Raw genomic sequence first — 18027 nt, 5'->3', positions numbered from 1 at the left:
GTCAGGTTCCATGGAAGGTGCGGTTGATGACGTCCAGCTGCTGCTCGCGCGTCAGCCTGACGAAGTTCACGGCGTAGCCCGAGACCCGGATCGTCAGGCTGGGATACTTCTCGGGATGGTCCATGGCGTCGATCAGCGTGTCGCGGTTCAGGACGTTGACGTTCATGTGGTAGCCGGTCGATCCGAAGAAGGCGTCGAGGATCGCCGTCAGATTGGTGATCTGGTCGTCGCGCGTCCGGCCCAGACCGGCGGGCACGATGCTGGTGGTCAGGGAGATGCCGTCCTCGGCGTCGCGATAGGGGATCTTGGCCACCGAGGCGGCCGAGGCGTGGATGCCGTGGCTGTCGCGCCCATGCATCGGATTGGCCCCCGGCGCGAAGGGCTCGCCCAGGCGCCGTCCGTCGGGCGTGTTGCCGGTCGCCCGGCCGTAGACCACGTTCGAGGTGATGGTCAGCACCGACTGGGTGTGCTTGGCGTTGCGGTAGGTCGGATGCTTGCGCAGCTTCTCCATGAAGGTGCTGATCAGCCAGGCCGCCAGGTGGTCCACGCGGTTGTCGTTGTTGCCGAACACCGGGAACGCGCCCTCGGTCACATAGTCGACGACCAGGCCGGTCTCGTCGCGGACGACCTTCACCTTGGCGTACTTGATCGCCGAAAGGCTGTCGGAGACCACCGACATGCCGGCCACGCCGAACGCCATGGTCCTGAACGGCGCATAGTCGTGCAGCGCCATCTCGATCCGCTCGTAGGCGTATTTGTCATGCATGTAGTGGATGACGTTCATGGCGCTGACATAGGTCTCGGCCAGCCAGTCCATCATCCGCTCGTAGCGGTCCAGGACGTCGTCGAAGTCGAGATAGTCGCCCTGGACCGGCTCGAAGGGCGGGCCGATCTGCTCGCCGCTGACCTCGTCGCGACCGCCGTTGATCGCGTAGAGCAGGCACTTGGCGAGGTTGGCGCGCGCGCCGAAGAACTGCATCTGGCGGCCCATGCGCATGGGCGAGACGCAGCAGGCGATGGCTCCGTCGTCGCCCCACTCGCGACGCATGATCTCGTCGCTCTCGAACTGGATCGAGCTGGTGTCGATCGCCACCTTGGCGGTGAAGCGGCGGAACCCCTCGGGCAGGCGCGGCGAGTACCAGATGGTCAGGTTGGGCTCGGGCGCCGGACCCAGGTTGTAGAGGGTCTGCAGGAAGCGGAAGCTGGTCTTGGTGACCAGCGACCGCCCGTCGTCGCCCAGGCCGCCGATCGACTCGGTCACCCAGGTGGGATCGCCCGAAAACAGGTCGTCATACTCCGGCGTGCGCAGGAAGCGGACGATCCGCAACTTGATCACGAAGTCGTCGACGATCTCCTGGGCCTGGCTTTCGGTCAGGGCGCCGGACGCCAGGTCGCGCTCGAAATAGATGTCGAGAAAGGTCGAGGTGCGGCCCAGCGACATGGCCGCGCCGTTCTGCTCCTTCACCCCGGCCAGATAGCCGAAATAGAGCCACTGCACCGCTTCGCGGGCCGTGGTCGCCGGGCCGGAGATGTCATAGCCGTACTTGGCCGCCATCACCTTCAGTTCGCCCAGGGCGCGGATCTGCTCCGACAGCTCCTCGCGGTCGCGGATGATCTCGTCGGTGGACCAGGCGGCGTCGAGGCCGGCCTTCTCCGCCTTCTTGGCCGCGATCAGCCGGTCGACGCCGTACAGCGCCACGCGCCGGTAGTCGCCGATGATCCGCCCGCGCCCGTAGGCGTCCGGCAGGCCGGTCAGGATGTGCGAGGACCGGCAGCGCCGGACGGCGTCGGTATAGGCGTCGAACACCCCCTCGTTATGGGTCTTGCGATACTTGGTGAAGGTCTCGACCACCGCCGGGTCCGGCTTGTAGCCGTAGGTCTTCAGCGAGGTCAGCACCATGCGGAAGCCGCCGTTGGGCATGATCGCCCGCTTCAGCGGCGCCTCGGTCTGGAGGCCGACGATGACCTCCAGGTCCTTGTCGATATAGCCGGCGTCATGGGCGACGATCGTGCTCGGGATCTGCGAGATATCGAGGACGCCCTTCTCGCGCTCCTTGGCGAACAGCAGCTGCAGATGGGCCCAGAGGGCGTTGGTGCGCTCGGTCGGCCCCGCCAGGAAGGCTTCGTCGCCATGGTAGGGCGTGACGTGCTGCTGGATGAAGTCCCGCACGTCGATCTCGCGGGACCACAGGCCCGGCGCGAAGGGCGGCAGCTTCTGTTCGGTCGTCGCGGGAGAGGGCTTCAAACGGGACTCGGTCATGCGCTCCTCCGGGGAACTGGATCAGGCGTGGCTTGGAATGACGGGCGGCGGCGTCGCGGATCGGACCCTGGTCCCGGTCTCCTTCAGAAGCAGGGCCAGCAGCACCGCCAGGGCGACGCCGTAGAGCAGCGGCGAGAAGGCCGCCTGATAGTGTTCCAGCTGTCGCGAACCGCCGCCCGAGGCCTTGAGCAACAGGCCGCCGAACACCGGCCCCAGCAGGGCCGAGAACGAGAAGTTGATGAAGTTGACCACCCCCGTGGCGGTGCCGCTGTGCTCGGGGCGATTGGCTTCCTTGATCACCGTGTAGGGCAGCATGGCCGCGCCCGAGGCGATGCCCGTGGCCAGCCCCAGCACGAAGGGCGGGAAGACGCCCGCGGGTCCGTAGAGGATCATCGCCAGGCAGGCGGCCAGCAGCAGGCCCGAACCGACGATCACCGGCTTGCGGCGTCCCATCCGGTCCGAGAGCATGCCGACCAGCGGGCAGCCGATGATCCAGCCGAACGGCACCGAGGCCGAGCGCAGGACCGCCATGCCGTAGGGCATGTCGTGCGCCTCCTGCAGGAAGCGCACGCCCCAGACCATGTCGAAGATGGTGGTCGGGATGAAGAACAGGCCGGAGATCAGGCCGCACAGGATCGACTGCGGGTTGGACGCCACCGCCCAGAGGGCCGAGGCCGCCGCCCCGACCCAGTCGCGGTTGCCGGACTTGCGGCCGGGCGGCATCACCAGGAACAGCACGACGGCGATGGCCGCGCCCGCCGCGCCCATCGCCGTCCAGAACCAGCTCCAATGGACGCCGCCGGCGATCGCCGGCCCCACCAGGAACTGACCCGCCGAGCCGCCGGCCATGCCGAACATCTGGGTCACGCCGATCAGGGTCGCCGCGCGCGAGGCGGGGAAGTTGGTGGTGGCGATATAGGCCGCGCCGATCAGGGCGAAGACCCCGCCCACCCCCTGCAGCAGCCGTCCGACCGCCGCCAGGTTGCTGTCGCCGGTGGCGAACAGCAGAGCGCCCACCGCCACGATCGCGCAGCCCAGCGGGACCACGCGGCGCGCGCCCAGCTGGTCCATGGCCACGCCGGCCACCAGGCTGAACGGCGCGTAGCCGTAGTAGAAGAGGCCCACCAGCGTGGCGAGCCCCGCCGTCGACAGGCCCAGGGCGTCGGACAGCTGCGGCATCATCACCGCCGGCGCCGAGCGCAGGATGTACTGGTAGAAATAGAAGATCGAGGCCGCCAGCCAGGCGACGACGATCACGCCGCCCACGCCGCCCGAACTGGCGATCCGTCGCGCCATCGCCGCCTCAGCAGAGGGTGACGGAGACGGCGAGACCGCCTTCGGAGGTCTCCTTGTACTTGGGGTTCATCTCCTTGGCGGTCAGGGCCATGGCGTCCACGGTGCTGTCGAAGTCGACGCGGCGGTTGACCGGCACTTCGTTGGTGGCGATCAGGTAGCCGGTCCAGGCCTTGACCGCCCCGAAGGCGCAGCGCTCGATGCAGGGCACCTGGACGAAGCCCGCCAGCGGGTCGCAGGTCATGCCCAGATGGTGCTCCAGCGCCCCCTCGGCGGCGTTGGCCGCCACCTGGGGCGGGTCGCCATAGGCCTGGGCGATGGCCGCCGCGCCCATGGCCGAGGCCACGCCGATCTCGGCCTGGCAGCCGCCTTCGGCCGCCGCCAGCGTGGCGTTGTGCTTGCACAGATAGCCGATGACCAGGCCGGCCAGCAGGGCCTCGCGCAGCTTGTCCTTGGACATCTTGGCCCCCGCCGGACCCAGCGAGTAGATCACGGCCGGCAGGACCCCGGCCGAGCCGCCGGTCGGGGCGGTGATGACCAGGTGGCCGCGGGCGTTCTCCTCCGAGCCGGCCAGGGCGTAGGCCGAGACCAGGGCGATGGCCCGCCGCGCGGTGCCTTCCTGGCCCTGGGCGCTGACATAGACGTCGTGGGCCTTGGTCTTCAGCTTGATCGGTCCGGGCAGGGTCGAGGTCGGGGCGGCCAGACCGGTCTTCACCGTGGCGTCCATGGCCCCCAGGATCTTGTCGAGGAAGGCGTTGACCTCGGCCTCGCTGTTGCCGGTGATGGCCACCTCGTTGGCCATGGCCAGCTGGGCCAGCGAGATGTTATCGCGCTTGCAGTGGGCCAGGGCCTCGCTGATCCGGGCATAGGGGTATTTCGGCGGGTTCTTCTTGGGCGGCGTATAGCCCTTCCATTCGATGAAACCGCCGCCGACCGAATAATATTCCTGCTCCAGCAGCACCTTGTCGCCGGCCAGCAGCTTGCAGGTCATGGTGTTGGGGTGGTGGAAATCGCCCTTCGTGGCGTCATAGATGACGTCCTTCAGCGACACGTTGATGGTCTTGGCGCCCAGCGTCACCGGGAAGGTCTGGTTGGGATTGGCCGCCAGGCCGTCGAGGAAGGCCGGATCGACCGTCGCCGGCTCCATGCCGATCAGCCCGGCCAGCGAGGCCCGCTCGGTGCCGTGGCCCTTGCCCGTGGCGCTGAGGCTGCCGAACAGGTTGACCTTCAGGGCGGTGGCCGTGGCCAGTTGCTCGGCCGGCAGCTTGATGGCGCGCTTGTAGAAGTCGTAGGTGATCCGCATCGGGCCGATGGTGTGGGACGAGGACGGGCCGGGCCCGACCTTGTAGAACTCCTCGGCCGTGGTCATCACCGGGCCCTTGGACTTCTTGACCACATTCAGATTGGGGTCCAGCTGAGCCTGCGCGCCGCCCTTGGCGCCGGGCGACTGAGCCGGGATGTTGGACACGTCCTTGGGCTTGCAGCCGGTCAGGGCGCCGATCGACAGCGCCATGGCGCTGCGCATCATGAAGGCGCGGCGGTCCGATCCGGCCGGGGGTTCGCGCATGTCGAGTTCGGGGACGATCGCCCCCTCCGCCATCCTGTCCATCGTCTTCCCTTTCGCAGGGGGCGTCGAAGGCGCCCGTCCTTGGTCTTGTGCGGCGGCAGTGTCCGGCCGCGCTTGCGGCCATGCCATCCGGGTAAGACCCGAGATCGCCCTTGGCGAACCCTCGGGAGCGATGCGTACGGGGTGTCAGGCCGACGCCGGCGCCGTGCTCAGCAGCGACGCGGTGTGGCGGGCGATCATCCGCTCCTCGTCGGTCGGCACCACCCAGGCGGCCGCCGCCGAGCCGTCGCGGCTGATCCGGCGCGCCGCGCCCCCGGGGCGGTTGGCGGCCTCGTCCAGCTCCAACCCCAGCCAGCGGCAGCTTCGGACGATGTCCTCGCGCGCCTGGGCGTCGTTCTCGCCGATGCCGCCGGTGAACACGAGCCCGTCGATCCCGCCCAGGGCGGCGGCCATCGAGCCGATCTCGCGCACCACGCGATAGAGGAACAGGCCGACGGCCTCCGCCGCGTGGGGGTCGGGCGAAGACCTGAGCGCGCGCATGTCGGACGAGACGCCGGAGACGCCCAGCAGGCCCGAGCGCTTGTAGACCAGATCCTCCAAGGCCCGCGCGTCCATGCCGTAGGCGTCCATCAGGTGGATCAGCACGCCGGGGTCGAGACTTCCCGACCGCGTGCCCATCATCAGCCCGTCCACGGCGGTGAAGCCCATGGTGCTGGCCATGCTGCGCCCGTCCTGGATCGCGCACAGGCTGGCGCCGTTGCCCAGATGGGCGACGATCACCCGGCCCGAGGCCAGTTCAGGCGCCAGCTCGCGCAGGCGCGACGCGACGAATTCGTAGGACAGGCCGTGAAAGCCGTAGCGCTGGACGCCCGCCTCGTGGAACCGGCGCGGCAGGGCGAACATCTGGGCCATCGGCGGCTGGCCGCGGTGGAAGGCGGTGTCGAAACAGGCGACTTGGGCGATGTGGGGCGCCCCCTGCGCGATCGCCTCGATCGGGGCCAGGTTGTGCGGCTGGTGCAAGGGCGCCAGGGGCTCCAGTTCACGCAGGGCGGCGATCACCGAGGCGTCGATCCGCACCGGCTGGGCGTAGGTCCGGCCGCCGTGCACCACCCGATGGCCGACGCCCAGCACCGGCCGGCCGTCGATCCGCTGGATCACGGTGTTGAGCACCTCGTGCGTCGCGGCGGCGTGGTCGAAGCCCTCGGCCGGCCAGGTTCGCTCCTCCAGCGGCCGCCCCTCGGCGTCCTTCAGCACCAGGCGCGGCGACACGCCGATCCCGTCCAGCTGACCCTTGAACAGCAAGGGCTCGCCGGGCGCGGCCTCGTAGACGGCGAACTTCAGGCTCGACGAGCCGGCGTTGAGGACGGCGAGACAGGCGCTCATCGAAAGGCTTCTCCCGTCAGACGATGCCGGCCGAGGTCCGGCGCGCGGCCCCCAGCAGGGAGGCCACGGCGCAGGAGGCCAGGCGCGTCAGCTTGGCGTCGGCGCGGCTGGTCAGGATGATCGGCACCCGCGCGCCCAGCACGATCCCCGCCGCGTCGGCGCCGGCCAGGAAGGACATGCACTTGGCCAGCATGTTGCCCGCCTCCAGGTCCGGCACCACCAACACGTTGGCGTGGCCGGCCACCGGCGAGACGATGCCCTTGATGGCGGCCGCTTCGGGGCTGATGGCGTTGTCCAGCGCCAGCGGGCCCTCGAGCAGGGCGCCCTTGATCTGGCCGCGATCGGCCATCTTGCACAGGGCCGCCGCCTCCAGGGTCGACGGGACGTCGGGATTGACCGTCTCCATGGCGCTGAGGATCGCCACCCGCACCAGCCCGTCGCCTTCCTGCTGGATCAGGATGTGGGTCATGTCGATGGCGTTCTGGACGATGTCGATCTTGTCCTTGAGCGTCGGGATGATGTTCACCGCCGCGTCGGTCACCACCAGCGGCGTCGGATGGCCGGGCACGTCCATGATGAAGCAGTGGCTGATCCGCCGGGCGGTGCGGATCCCGGTGTCGCGGGCGACCACCGCCCCCATCAGTTCGTCCGTATGCAGACTGCCCTTCATCAGGGCCTCGGCGCGCCCGGCCCGGACCAGGGCCACGGCCTTGGCGGCGCTGTCGTGGCTGTGCTCGGAGTCGACCAGCTCGAACGGCGTGATGTCCAGCTTGCCGGCCGCGGCCACATCCCTGATGCGCGCGGCGGGGCCCACCAGGATCGGCGCGATCAGCTTCAGCCGCGCCGCCTCGACCACGCTGTCCAGCGAGGCATGGTCGCAGGGATGGACCACGGCGGTGACCAGGGGCGGATGCCGCTGGGCGCGGGCCAGCAGGCGCTCGAATTTCTCATGCTTGCGGCCGCCGCCGGCTTCGGCCTTCTGGGCTTCGAGTGAATCAGGCACGAGCGGTCTCCTGGGCGGTCTTGGGGGCGTCGAACAGGGCGTTGATGCGCGAGAGCCGGATCCGCGCCTCCGGCGACAGAGGACCGGGCGCGTCGATCACCGCGTGCAACGTCTCGAGGATAGCATGCCGTTCCTCGAAGGCGGCGGGCGGAAGTCGCGGAATGGCCGCCACCGCCCGTTCCTCGTCCAGACCCAGCGGCAGGAACCGCTCGGTGATCAGGGCCTTGACCTCGGCGCGCGAGCGGCGCTCCGCGCGGGCGGCCGCCTGGGCCAGCTCGGCGGCGGCGGCGCGCGACATCTCAGCCTCCTGCCGCGGCGGCGACGCTCTGTGGCGTGGTCCATTGGTCGTCGGTCAGCTGCCATCCGCCGCCGAGGGCCTTGTAGAGATTGACCACGGCGATCAGCTGGTCGCGCTGGGTCTGGGCCAGGGCGTCCTCGGCCGGGAACAGCTGCTGCTGGGCCTCCAGGACCTCGAAATAGCCGGCGCGGCCGGTGTCGTAGCGGATCTGGGCCAGGTCGACCGACCGGCGCAGCGAGACCACCTGGCGCTCCAGCGCCGCGCGGCGGGCGCTGAGCGTCGTCTGGGCGGCCAGGGCGTCGGCCGTCTCGCCCAGGGCGACCAGGGCGGTCCGGCGATACTGGGCGACGGTCTCGTCCCAATAGGCCTTGCGGTTGTTGTAGATCTCCTCCAGCCGGCCGCCGGTGAAGATTGGGCCCGCCAGGCCAAGACCCACCGAGCCGACGCCGAAGACCCCGCTGTCGCCGTTGACGTCGGCGCCGAGCAGGCCGGCCAGAGCCGAAAGCCCCAGCCTGGGGAACTTGTTGGCCACCGCCACGCCCATCTCGGCATTGGCCCGCATCATCCCCTGCTCGGCCGCCCGGATGTCGGGACGGCGCTGCAGAAGATCGGTCGTCGCGCCCACCGGCGCGGCGGGCAGGGCCTGGGCCTCCAGCGCCCGGCCGCGTGGAATCCGTCCGGGCGGGGCGCCCATCAGGACGCTGAGGGCGTTCTCCTGCACGGCGATCCGCCGGCGGATCTCCTCGATCCGCGCCTCGGACGCGTCGCGGTTGGCGCGGGTCCGCTCCACCGGCAGGCGGCTGTCGCGGCCCGCCTCGAAACGCTGGTTGAAGATGTCGAAAGTGGCGCCGTAGACCCGCGTGCTCTCCTGGGCGATGGCGATCTCGCGGTCCAGCTCCAGCAGGCGGAAATAGCCTTCCGCCACGTCGCTGGTCAGGGTCAGCAGGATCCCGCGCCGGACCTCCTCCTGTTGCAGCAGGCTGGCCTGGGCGGCCTCGTTCGAGCGCTTGATCCGACCCCACAGGTCGAACTCCCAGGAGAAGTCGAGGGCGGCGCCCAGGCTGCCCAGGCCGACGGTGTCGGGCCCGCCGTTGTCGTCCGGCGAGAAGCTGGACTCCGCGCCGACATTGCCGCGGTAACCCACCTGCGGCTTGCTCTGGGAGGCCGAGACGCCCACCAGGGCCCGGGCCTGGGCGATGCGGGCGACCGAGACCTGCAGATCCAGGTTGTTGGCCAGGGTCTGGCTGATCAGCCCCTGCAGGGTGGGATCGTCGAACACCGCCCACCACGGCAGATCGGCCACCGAGGCGGAGGTCTGGGCCGGCGCGTCGCGATAGGCGGGCGGCAGGCTGACCTCGGGCCGGACATAGTCGGGCCCCACGGTCTTGCATCCAGTCGTCGCCAGGAGGCCGGCGACGAGGGCGAAGGTTGCGCTTTTGCGGAGCGGGCTCATCTTGGGAAGACCCTTCTCACTTGACCGCGGCCAGCATTTTTCTGAACCGCGACAGGGTGTAGATGCTGTAGGCGCCGCCGATCAGGAACATCTTCAGCAGCGCCGGCCAGACCATCGCCGGCGTCGCGTCGCGAAACAGCACCGCCTGCGAGAAGCTGACGAAATGGGTCGAGGGCACGAACTGCATGATGTTCTGCAGCAGCACCGGCATGCTCTCGAGCGGCGTCTGTCCGCCCGAGAGCAGGCTCATGACAATGAAGACCGGGAAGGCCAGCAACCCGAACTGCGGCATCGAATTGACAATCGTCGCCAGCATGATGCCCAGCGCCGTGACCGAGAACAGATAGACGCACAGGCCCAGGGCGAAGAGCGAGATCGAGCCGGCGATGGGCACGCCGATCGCGCCCTTCACGACCAGGAACAGCGAGGCCATGGCGGCCAGGACCACGACCATGCCGTTGGCCCAGATCTTGGCGAACATCAGCTCGAAGGGCCGCAGCGGCATGACCAGCAGGTGTTCGATATTGCCGTGCTCGCGCTCGCGCAGAACCGCCGCCCCGGTCAGGAAGATGGCCAGCACCGAGATGTTGTTGATCACCTGGTTGACCGCGACGAACCAGCTTTGCTGCATGTTGGGATTGAAGCGGGCCCGGGTCTCCAGGCCGACTAGCGGCTGGTTGGCCGGATCGGTGCGGCCGGGCCACAGGTTCTGCACCGCCCCCTCGATGATCTGCTGGATGTAGGACGGTCCCCGGCCCGCCTGGCTCATGGCGGTGGCGTCGGTCACCACCTGGACGGTGGGCGGGTTGTTGGCGACGATGTCGGCCTCGAAGTTGGGCGGGATGTCGACGACGAAGGTGTATTGCCCGCGGTCCATGACGCGGTTGATGTCGCCGAAGCCGATCTCCTGGGCGGGCAGGAACAGCGGCGGCAGCATGGCGTCGCCGATCAGCCGCGAGGTCTTGGAGTCGTCCTCGTTGACGATGGCGATCGAGGCGTTGATCACGTCCATCACCGCGCTCTTGGCCGGCGTGTAGACCGAGAAGGTGAACACGTAGCCGATCAGGAACAGCAGCACCGGGTCCCGCGCCAGGCTGAGCAGCTCTTTCAGGCCGAGCTGGAAGATGTGACCCACGCTGCGCATGGCGCTCAGGCCTCCTGCTTCTTCAGGAGGAGAACCGACAGCCCGAAATAGATCAGGGCGATCAGTCCCAGCGCCAGGACGTTGGGCCAGAGCGCGGCGAAGCCCAGGGCCTTGGTGAACGTGCCGACGCTGACGGCCTGGAAATAGGTCGAGGGGAAGATCTTGGCCGCGATGGCCGCCCCGCCGGTCAGCGACGAGACCGGCACGAACATGCCCGAGAACTGCACCGCCGGCAGGATGGTGATGATGGCGGCCGCGAAGATGGCGGCGGTCTGGGTGGCGGCGAAGACCGAGATCAGCAGGCCAAAGCCGGTGCTGGCCAGCACATAGAGCAGGCCGCCCAGCGCCAGGACGGCGATGCTGCCCTTGATCGGCACCCCGAACAGGAAGACCGCCAGCCCCACCAGCGTGATGAACTGGACCAGCGAGACCGCCACATAGGGCAGTTGCTTGCCCAGCAGGAATTCGGTCCGGCTGGCGGGGGCGGCGTAGAAGTTGGCGATCGAGCCGAGCTCCTTCTCGCGCACCACGGCCAGGGCCGTCAGCATGCTGGGGATAAGCATGATCAGCAGCATGATGTCGCCGGGCACCATGGCGTAGACGCTCAGGAAGGCCTGGTTGTAGAGGGCGCGGGCGTTGATCTTCACCGCGCTCTGGGCGGCGGGCAGGCCCCGGTCCTTGCGCACCTCGGCGTCGTGGGCCTTGTGCGCGGCCTCGATGTAGCCGCGCGTGGTCTCGGCGCGGAACGGCACGGCGGCGTCGATCTGGGCCTGCACGGTCGGCTGGCGTCCCTGCTGGACGTCGCGCTGGAAGCCCGAGGGGATCTCCAGGGCGAAGCGCAGCTCGCCGTTGCGCAGCCGCCGGTCGCGCTCGGCGTAACTGTAGAGCGGCGCCTTCTCGTCGAAATAGACCGAGCCGCGATAGGTGTCCGCATAGGCCCGGCTGGCCGGGGTGTTGTCGTAGTCGAGCACCGAGAAGGCCAGCTTGTCGACATCCAGCGAGATGCCGTAGCCGAACACGATCATCAGCAGGATCGGCCCAGCGACGGCGAAGATCAGCCGCACCGCGTCATGCTGCAGCTCGATCGCCTCGCGGCGGGCGAAGGCCCAGACCCGGCCGACGCTGAAGCCCTTGGGCGGGACCGAATGGCCAAGGTCCGCCGGCGGCTCCGAGGTCGGCCCGGCCGAGGCGTCGGCCGCGCCGCCCAGATCCTCGGCGGCCTCCTCCAGATAGCCGATGAACGCCGCTTCCAGATTGGGCGCGCCCCGTTCGGCGACCAGGTCGGCGGGCCGACCCTGGGCCAGCACCTTGCCCCGGTGCATCATCGACATGCGGTCGCAGCGTTCGGCCTCGTTCATGAAGTGGGTCGACAGGAAGATGGTCACGCCGCGCTCGCGCGACAGGCGGATCAGCAGCTCCCAGAAGCCGTCGCGGGCGACCGGATCGACGCCGGACGTCGGCTCGTCGAGGATCAGCACCTCTGGTTCGTGCAGCACCGCCACCGCCAGGGACAGGCGCTGGCGGATGCCCAGCGGCAGGCTCTCGGCCAGGGTGTCGGCCACGTCCTCCAGCCCGAAGTCGTCGATCAGTTCGGCCACCCGCGCCTCGCCCTTGTCCGGCGGCAGGTCGAACAGGTGGGCGTGCAGCATCAGGTTCTGCCGCACGGTCAGCTCGGTGTAGAGCGAGAAGGCCTGCGACATGAAGCCGACGCGGCGGCGGGACTCGATGTCGCCGCCCTTCACCGGCTTGCCGAACAGCAGGGCCTCGCCCTCGCTGGGCGGCAACAGGCCGGTCAGCATCTTCATGGTCGTGGTCTTGCCGCAGCCGTTGGAGCCGAGGAATCCGAAGATCTCGCCCTGCTCGATGCGGAAATTGACGTGATCGACGGCGGTGAAGGTCCCGAACTTCTGGGTCAGGCCGTGAGACTCGATGGCCGGCGGGCCTTCGGAGGACACCCACGGGGTGATCACCGGCTCCTTGTGGCCGCGCGTCTGTTCCTCGGGCAGCAGGCGGACGAAGGCCCGCTCCAGGGTGTCCTGGCCGGTCTGCTGGCGCAGCTCCTCGGCCGTGCCGGTGGCCATCACCTGGCCGGCGTTCATCGCCACCAGCCATTCGAAACCCTCGGCCTCGTCCATATAGGCGGTGGCCACCATGACGCTCATCTGCGGACGGCGGCCGCGGATGCGTTCGATCAGCTCCCAGAACTGGCGGCGCGCCAGGGGATCGACCCCCGTCGTCGGCTCGTCCAGGATCAGCAGGTCGGGGTCGTGGATCAGTGAGCAGCACAGACCCAGCTTCTGCTTCATCCCGCCCGACAGCTTGCCCGCCGGCCGGTCGCGGAACGAGGTCAGGTCGGTGCTCCACAGCAGATCGTCGATCCGCCAGGCCCGCTCCTCGGCGGACTGGCCGAACAGGCGGCCGAAGAAGTCGATGTTCTCGTAGATGGACAGGGTCGGATAGAGATTCTTGCCCAGGCCCTGGGGCAGGTAGGCGATCCGCGCCGCGACGCTGTTGCGGAAGTGCGCGTCGTCGATGTCGCCGCCCAGCACCTCGACCTCGCCGGACTGCATCTTGCGAACCCCGGCCAGGATCGCCAGCAGGGTCGACTTGCCCACGCCGTCCGGACCGATCAGGCCGATGGTCTTCTGGGCCGGGATGTCGAGGCTGACCCCGTCCAGCGACGTCACCTTGCCGTACTTGTGAGTGAGATTCCGGATGCTGGCGACGTGTTCCAGAACCGCGGCGTTCATTTCTGGCCCGCCGGCGCCGCGCCCGTGCTTTGCCAGAGGTTGGTCGGCGGCACGGCGGTTCCCTGGATCCGTTCGGGCCAGGGAGCTTTTTCATCGTAACGCACATAGCCCATGCCGGGCAGGCCCGACTTCACCAGCGGCTCGTACTGGCGCAGCCGCTCCTTGGGCACCTGCAGCTTGACCCGGAAGGTCAGGTTGTGGCGCTCCTCGGCCGTCTCCACCGTCTTGGGCGTGAACTGCGCGGCGGGCGACACATAGGAGACGACGGCCCGGATGGGATACTGCTGGGCGGCGTCGAGCACGATGCGCGCCTCCGAGCCCAGGCGGACCTTGCCGGTGACCTTCTCGGGCAGGAAGATGTACATGTAGACGTCGGCCAGATCGAGCAGCGACAAGGCCCGTCCGCCCGCGGGCAGCACCTCGCCGGGCTCGGCCAGGCGGGTTTCGACCCGCCCGCGGATCGGGGCGATCAGCACCGCGTCGGCGATCTCGGCCCGCAGCCGGTCGGCCGTGGCCCGCGCCGCGTCGATCGTCGAGCTGGCCTGCACCACCTGGGCCTGGGCGCCGGTCAGTTCAGCCTGACCCGAGAGCATGCTGGCGGTGTCGGTCTCGGCTTCGCGGCTGCTGACCGCGCCGCTCTTGACCAGTTGCCTGGAGCGGGTGTTCTGCAAGGCGGCGAAGTTGTACTCGGCGCGCCGCACCGCCAGCTGGGCGACCGCGACGCGGCGGGCGTCCTCGGCGGCGGCGATCTCGGCCTCGGCCTGGCGCAGTTGGGCCTCGAGGGCCGAGGTGTCCATTCGGGCGACCACCTGACCGATCTCGACGGTGTCGCCCTCGTCGACCAACACGTCCTTGACCCGGCCGGAATACTTGCTGGCGACATAGACCTCGTTGGCCTCCAGCCGGCCGTTGCCTCCGGCGAAGCCCGGCGGCAGGTCCGGCCGCGTCAGGTAGATATAGGCCCAGACTCCGGCGCCGATCACCACCACCGCCGCCACGCCGATCAGCAGCGGACGCCGCGACTTCGGCCGGGGGGCCGGTCCCTTCGGTGGGACGGGCGGGGGCGTATTGGGCTTGGTGTTCCCAGTCGTGTTTCCAGTGGGGCGACTGACCGCAGCCGGTTCGGACATTGCTTCAACCTCGCCGAAGATCTCAGCGAGGCTATGCCTCCGCTCCCGGGAGGCGATATCCGGTGAACTACCCAACCCCCTTCGTCATCCACCGGGCGCCGGGCCGGTCGGCGGATCAGCCCTGTTGGTCCGCGTCGGCGAGATGCTCGGCCAGATCGTAGATGCGGGCCGCCGGCGTCCATTTCTCGCCCGGGGCGGCCCAGGGCAGGGTCTTCTGGAGAGCGCCCATCATCGCCTCCCAGGCTTGCACGTCCGGATCGGCGGCGTCCGCGGCGGCCTTGGCCTCCGGAGAGAAGTCGGGTCCGGTCTCCATGATCATGAACAGCCGCGAGCCGGTCAGCCAGATCTGCATCTCCAGTATGCCCGCCGCCCGGATCGACCGGGTCACCGCCGGCGGCGGTCCGCCAGGCGCATGCCAGCGCACATAGGCGGCGATCGTCTCGGGGTCGTCATGCAGGTCCAGCGCCAGGCAATGCCGCATTGGAAGCTCCCTCTCCCGCGCCGTTGTTATTTTCATATTTGACGCGGCACGTCACACGTGATGCTTTCGTTCCAGACAAACGGGATCGGGTCAACCGGCCTCAAGGGAGGAACGCACCTTGGAAAAAACCCCATCGGCAAGGACGGCGTTCGCACCGCTGGTTCTGATCGTCGCCCTGTTCTTTCTCTGGGGCGTCGCCAACAATCTCAACGACGTCCTGATCCCGCACTTGAAAAAGGCCTTCTTCCTCAATGACCTGCAGTCGGGTCTGGTGCAGATGGCCTTCTATCTGGGCTATTTCTTCCTGGCCCTGCCGGCCAGCGTCGTGATGCGCCGCTACGGCTACAAGGCCGCGGTGATCGTCGGCCTGCTGCTGTTCGGCCTGGGCGCCCTGCTGTTCTATCCCGCCGCCGAGGTCCGGCAATATTCCTGGTTCCTGGCCGCCCTGTTCGTGCTGGCCTCGGGCCTGGCCTTCCTGGAGACCTCGGCCAATCCGCTGATCACCGTGCTGGGCGACCCGGCCAAGGCCGAGCAGCGGCTCAACTTCGCCCAGGCCTTCAACCCGCTAGGCTCGATCACCGCCGTGGTGGTCGGACGCCAGTTCATCCTGTCGGGCGTCGAGCCGACGAAGGCGCAGTTCGCCGCCATGACGCCGGCGCAGCTGCAGGCGTTCCAGACCACGGAAGCCCATTCCACCCAGGCTCCCTACCTGATCATCGCCGCCGTGGTGCTGGCCTGGGCGCTGCTGGTGGCCCTCACCAGGTTTCCCCATCAGGCGGGACGTCCCGACCCCGATGAGGCCGACGCCGGCCTGCCCGCCGCCCAGGCGATCCCCGCCCTGCTGGCGCGGCCCCGGTTCCTGTTCGGCGTGGCGGCCCAGTTCTTCTATGTCGGCGCCCAGGTCGGCGTCTGGAGCTACATGATCCGCTACGCCCAGCACGAGGTGCCGGGCATGGGTGAAAAGGCGGCGGCGGCCTATCTGTCGTGGTCCCTGGTCGGGTTCATGGCCGGGCGCTTCATCGGCACGGCCGCCATGAGCCGCGTCAGCCCCTCGCGGCTGATGGGCCTGTTCGCGGCGATCAATGTCGGTCTGACCCTGGTCGCGGTCGTGGTCGGCGGCAAGGTCGGGCTCTACGCCCTGGCCGCCACCAGCTTCTTCATGTCGATCATGTTCCCGACCATCTTCGCCAGTTCGCTGAAGGGCCTGGGTCCGCTGACCAAGACCGGCTCGTCCTTCCTGGTGATGAGCATCATCGGCGGCGCGATCCTGACAACGCTGATGGGCGCGGTCTCGGACGCCAGCGCCATCAATGTCGCCATCCTGGTGCCCTGCGCCTGCTTCGCCGTGGTGGGCCTGTTCGGCTTCACCGCCGGCCGCGCCAACAGCGCGGACCTGAAGGCCGCCCCCGCGGGAGCTCATTAGGTCATGATGGACGCCCTGATCTGCGCCGCGCCCGGCCGACTGATCCTGGAACGCCGCCCCATCCCGACGCCGGCCGGCGACGAGGTGCTGATCCGGGTGCGGCGCGTGGGCGTCTGCGGCACCGACATGCACATCTTCCGGGGAACCCAGCCCTTCCTGGCCTATCCGCGCGTCATGGGCCACGAGCTGGCCGGCGAGGTGGCCCGGGCGCCGGCGGGCAGCGACCTGGCGCCCGGCGATCCGGTCTATGTCATGCCCTACATGTCGTGCGGAACCTGCGCCGCCTGCCGCAAGGCCAAGCCCAACTGCTGCATGAACATCCAGGTTCTGGGCGTCCACCGCGACGGGGGCATGGCCGAATATCTGGCCGTGCCCGAGGGCTTCGTCCGCAAGGCCGAGGGCGTCAGCCTGGACGAGGCGGCCATGATCGAGTTCCTGGCCATCGGCGCCCATGCCGTGCGTCGGGCGCGGATCGCGCCAGGACAATCGGTCCTGGTGGTCGGCGCCGGGCCGATCGGCATCGCCGCCGCGCTGTTCGCCAAGCTTCAGGGCGGCGTGGTCACGGCGCTGGACAGCCGCCAGGATCGACTGGACTTTTGCCGTGACCATCTCGGCGCGGATCATATCGTCTCCCTGAACGACGACACCCGCCGGGCTTTGTCCGACCTCACCGGCGGCGACTTCTTCGACGTCGCGTTCGACGCCACGGGCAACGCCAAGGCCATGGAGGCGGGCTTCGCCTATGTCGGCCACGGCGGGACCTATGTGCTGATCTCGGTGGTCGGCGCCGACATCACCTTTTCGGATCCAGAGTTCCACAAGCGCGAGACGACCCTGCTGGGCAGCCGCAACGCCACCCCCGAGGACTTCGACGCCGTGGTCGAGGCGATGCGGGCCGGCAAGGTCCCGACCAAGGCTCTGAACACCCACGCCGCCACCTTGGCTCAGTTGCCCGAGGTCCTGCCCGGCTGGATGGAGCCCCGGGCGGGCGTCATCAAGGCGATCGTGTCGTGCTGATCGACGCCCACCAGCACTTCTGGCGGGTCGGCCGGAACGGCTTTGCCTGGCCCACGCCCGACCTGGCGGCGATCCACCGCGACTTCGGCCCCGCCGATCTTGAGGCGATCGGCGCCCGCCTTGGCCTGGCCGGTTCGGTGCTGGTGCAGTCCCAGGCCGACGACCGCGACACCGACTGGCTGCTGGAGCTCGCCGCCGCCGAGCCGCTGGTCCTGGGCGTCGTGGGCTGGGCCGACCTAGGCGCGCCCGGCGCGCCAGCCCGCATCGCCGAGCTGGCGCGGCGCCCCAAGCTTCGCGGTCTTCGGCCGATGCTGCAGAACCTGGACGACGACGCCTGGATCGTCAGGCCCAGCCTGGACCCCGCGCTCGACGCGATGGTCGCCCACGGCCTGTCGCTGGACGCCCTGGTCCTGACGCGTCACCTGCCGCATCTGCTGACCTTGGCGCGGCGTCGGCCGGACCTGGCCATCGTCATCGACCACGGCGCCAAGCCGCCGATCGCGACCGGCGAGCAGGCCGAGGCCTGGACGCTCGGCGTCGACGCCCTGGCCGCCCTGCCCCAGGTGTTCTGCAAGCTGTCCGGACTGCTGACCGAGGCCTCGCCGAGCCAGGCGCCCGACGCCCTGGCGCCCTATGTGCGGCGGCTGGTCTCGGCGTTCGGACCCGACCGCCTGATGTGGGGCAGCGACTGGCCGGTGCTCGACCTGGCCGGCGACTACGGCGGCTGGCTGGTCCTGGCCAAGTCCCTGAGCGGCCTGACCGATCCCGCCGATCTGGCGGCCCTGTTCGGCGGGACATGCCGTCGTTTCTATCGGATCTAGGGCG

The 18027-nt window shown here is 69.2% G+C and carries 14 protein-coding genes; 3 read left to right on the top strand and 11 right to left on the bottom strand.

The genetic code is table 11. The features are described 5' to 3' along the window. Position 1: 1 nt before the first annotated feature. From pflB to ASD38_RS04935, 11 genes are all read right to left on the bottom strand, one after another. Positions 2–2260 (bottom strand): formate C-acetyltransferase, encoded by a 2259-nt coding sequence (pflB, locus tag ASD38_RS04985; RefSeq protein ID WP_056458078.1) that lies wholly within the window; start codon positions 2258–2260, stop codon positions 2–4. Positions 2261–2281: 21 nt separating this feature from the next. Further along, positions 2282–3556 (bottom strand): MFS transporter, encoded by a 1275-nt coding sequence (locus ASD38_RS04980; RefSeq protein WP_056435085.1) that lies wholly within the window; start codon positions 3554–3556, stop codon positions 2282–2284. Between the two features lie 7 nt (positions 3557–3563). Beyond that, positions 3564–5162 carry an L-serine ammonia-lyase gene (locus tag ASD38_RS04975; RefSeq protein ID WP_056435086.1) on the bottom strand — a complete coding sequence of 533 codons (1599 nt, stop codon included), beginning with the start codon at positions 5160–5162 and terminating at the stop codon, positions 3564–3566. 144 nt (positions 5163–5306) lie between these two features. Further along, complete coding sequence (locus ASD38_RS04970) at positions 5307–6503, bottom strand: acetate/propionate family kinase (RefSeq protein ID WP_056458075.1); 1197 nt, start codon at positions 6501–6503, stop codon at positions 5307–5309. Positions 6504–6519: 16 nt separating this feature from the next. Further along, complete coding sequence (locus tag ASD38_RS04965; RefSeq protein ID WP_056458072.1) at positions 6520–7506, bottom strand: phosphate acetyltransferase; 987 nt, start codon at positions 7504–7506, stop codon at positions 6520–6522. Further along, positions 7499–7804: a hypothetical protein gene (locus tag ASD38_RS04960; RefSeq protein WP_056458068.1), complete on the bottom strand. Its 306-nt coding sequence runs from the start codon at positions 7802–7804 to the stop codon at positions 7499–7501. The genes ASD38_RS04965 and ASD38_RS04960 overlap by 8 nt, the downstream gene beginning before the upstream one ends. 1 nt (position 7805) lies before the next feature. Continuing rightward, positions 7806–9257 (bottom strand): efflux transporter outer membrane subunit, encoded by a 1452-nt coding sequence (locus ASD38_RS04955; RefSeq protein ID WP_056458067.1) that lies wholly within the window; start codon positions 9255–9257, stop codon positions 7806–7808. Positions 9258–9273: 16 nt separating this feature from the next. Further along, the gene (locus ASD38_RS04950) at positions 9274–10401 is read right to left on the bottom strand and encodes an ABC transporter permease (RefSeq protein WP_056435097.1); all 1128 of its coding nucleotides are present in this window, start codon (positions 10399–10401) and stop codon (positions 9274–9276) included. A gap of 5 nt (positions 10402–10406) precedes the next feature. Beyond that, the gene (gene rbbA, locus ASD38_RS04945; protein WP_056458064.1) at positions 10407–13151 is read right to left on the bottom strand and encodes a ribosome-associated ATPase/putative transporter RbbA; all 2745 of its coding nucleotides are present in this window, start codon (positions 13149–13151) and stop codon (positions 10407–10409) included. Next, positions 13148–14281, bottom strand: a complete 1134-nt coding sequence (locus ASD38_RS04940; RefSeq protein ID WP_082560666.1) for an HlyD family secretion protein — start codon at positions 14279–14281, stop codon at positions 13148–13150. Before ASD38_RS04940 ends, rbbA begins: the two co-directional genes overlap by 4 nt. A gap of 115 nt (positions 14282–14396) precedes the next feature. Further along, positions 14397–14762 (bottom strand): L-rhamnose mutarotase, encoded by a 366-nt coding sequence (locus ASD38_RS04935; protein ID WP_056435103.1) that lies wholly within the window; start codon positions 14760–14762, stop codon positions 14397–14399. 118 nt (positions 14763–14880) lie between these two features. On the opposite strand from ASD38_RS04935, the gene fucP reads away from it, so the two are divergent. From fucP to ASD38_RS04920, 3 genes are read left to right on the top strand one after another with little or no spacing between them, the layout of a single operon-like run. Then, positions 14881–16185: an L-fucose:H+ symporter permease gene (gene fucP / locus ASD38_RS04930; protein ID WP_056458058.1), complete on the top strand. Its 1305-nt coding sequence runs from the start codon at positions 14881–14883 to the stop codon at positions 16183–16185. 3 nt (positions 16186–16188) lie between these two features. After that, positions 16189–17202, top strand: a complete 1014-nt coding sequence (locus tag ASD38_RS04925) for a zinc-binding alcohol dehydrogenase family protein (protein ID WP_200945987.1) — start codon at positions 16189–16191, stop codon at positions 17200–17202. Then, on the top strand, positions 17196–18023 hold the full coding sequence (locus tag ASD38_RS04920; RefSeq protein ID WP_056458055.1) for an amidohydrolase family protein: 828 nt from the start codon (positions 17196–17198) through the stop codon (positions 18021–18023). Before ASD38_RS04925 ends, ASD38_RS04920 begins: the two co-directional genes overlap by 7 nt. The last annotated feature ends 4 nt before the right edge of the window (positions 18024–18027 follow it).

This window comes from Caulobacter sp. Root487D2Y, assembly GCF_001427165.1.
Classification (GTDB): domain Bacteria; phylum Pseudomonadota; class Alphaproteobacteria; order Caulobacterales; family Caulobacteraceae; genus Caulobacter.
The sequence above is the reverse complement of the archived record's forward strand: the minus strand, read 5'-3'. Positions and strand labels throughout refer to the sequence as shown.

What these genes read in the sequence shown, in the direction of transcription:
- pflB (WP_056458078.1), bottom strand. Translation starts at nt 2,260, where the DNA reads ATGACCGAGTCCCGTTTGAAGCCCTCTCCCGCGACGACCGAACAGAAG.
- ASD38_RS04980 (WP_056435085.1), bottom strand. Translation starts at nt 3,556, where the DNA reads ATGGCGCGACGGATCGCCAGTTCGGGCGGCGTGGGCGGCGTGATCGTC.
- ASD38_RS04975 (WP_056435086.1), bottom strand. Translation starts at nt 5,162, where the DNA reads ATGGACAGGATGGCGGAGGGGGCGATCGTCCCCGAACTCGACATGCGC.
- ASD38_RS04970 (WP_056458075.1), bottom strand. Translation starts at nt 6,503, where the DNA reads ATGAGCGCCTGTCTCGCCGTCCTCAACGCCGGCTCGTCGAGCCTGAAG.
- ASD38_RS04960 (WP_056458068.1), bottom strand. Translation starts at nt 7,804, where the DNA reads ATGTCGCGCGCCGCCGCCGCCGAGCTGGCCCAGGCGGCCGCCCGCGCG.
- ASD38_RS04955 (WP_056458067.1), bottom strand. Translation starts at nt 9,257, where the DNA reads ATGAGCCCGCTCCGCAAAAGCGCAACCTTCGCCCTCGTCGCCGGCCTC.
- ASD38_RS04950 (WP_056435097.1), bottom strand. Translation starts at nt 10,401, where the DNA reads ATGCGCAGCGTGGGTCACATCTTCCAGCTCGGCCTGAAAGAGCTGCTC.
- rbbA (WP_056458064.1), bottom strand. Translation starts at nt 13,151, where the DNA reads ATGAACGCCGCGGTTCTGGAACACGTCGCCAGCATCCGGAATCTCACT.
- ASD38_RS04940 (WP_082560666.1), bottom strand. Translation starts at nt 14,281, where the DNA reads ATGTCCGAACCGGCTGCGGTCAGTCGCCCCACTGGAAACACGACTGGG.
- ASD38_RS04935 (WP_056435103.1), bottom strand. Translation starts at nt 14,762, where the DNA reads ATGCGGCATTGCCTGGCGCTGGACCTGCATGACGACCCCGAGACGATC.
- ASD38_RS04925 (WP_200945987.1), top strand. Translation starts at nt 16,189, where the DNA reads ATGATGGACGCCCTGATCTGCGCCGCGCCCGGCCGACTGATCCTGGAA.